Origin of the sequence: Neobacillus paridis, assembly GCF_016765675.1 — a bacterium.
Classification (GTDB): Bacteria; Bacillota; Bacilli; order Bacillales; family Cytobacillaceae; genus Neobacillus; species Neobacillus paridis.
This window is the reverse complement of record NZ_JAESWB010000198.1, coordinates 1-532: the sequence shown is the minus strand read 5'-3', so window position 1 is coordinate 532 and position 532 is coordinate 1. Positions and strand designations below refer to the sequence as shown.

The window sequence follows — 532 nt, the reverse complement described above, 5'->3', positions numbered from 1 at the left end:
CTCTGTCCATAGCCACCTGCCACGCTACTGGCGGCACCAAGATCCTCTTCCTCGCGCATGCTGGATTTATTCAAAGGCGTCGAGGCCAGGGAGGAAACGTAGTAGATTTTTTTTAATTTTTCACTAACTGCCAAACGCAAGAGTTCATGTGTTGCGCCAACATTTACTGCCCGTAATTCAGGATAGGGCTTTATAAAATTCACTACTGCGCCATTGTGAAAAATGATGCCGATTTTCTTGGCAAGCTGTAAAAACTTTTCTGGCGGCAAACCCAATTGATCTTGCTGAAGATCGCCAGGAACAACCTCGACACGGGTGGACAAATTTTCGGTGGGAAGACCGTACGCCGTTAAATTGTCATGCAGGCGTCGTAAGCCATCTTCTGTGTCCTTGCAGCGCACCAGACATGTAATCCGGGCGTCAGATTGCCTCATGAAGTTATGCAATAAATAAGCGCCCAAAAAGCCGGTTGCACCAGTCAGCAAAATTTGCTGGCTATCCCCTGCCGGTTGCCCGGGGCGCGGCGCGATGT

General features: G+C 49.6%; 1 protein-coding gene. It reads right to left on the bottom strand.

Features of this window, described 5'->3' with window-relative positions:
• The coding region (locus JK635_RS14600; RefSeq protein ID WP_202654700.1) for an SDR family oxidoreductase at nt 1-532 on the bottom strand (532 nt) is incomplete at both ends.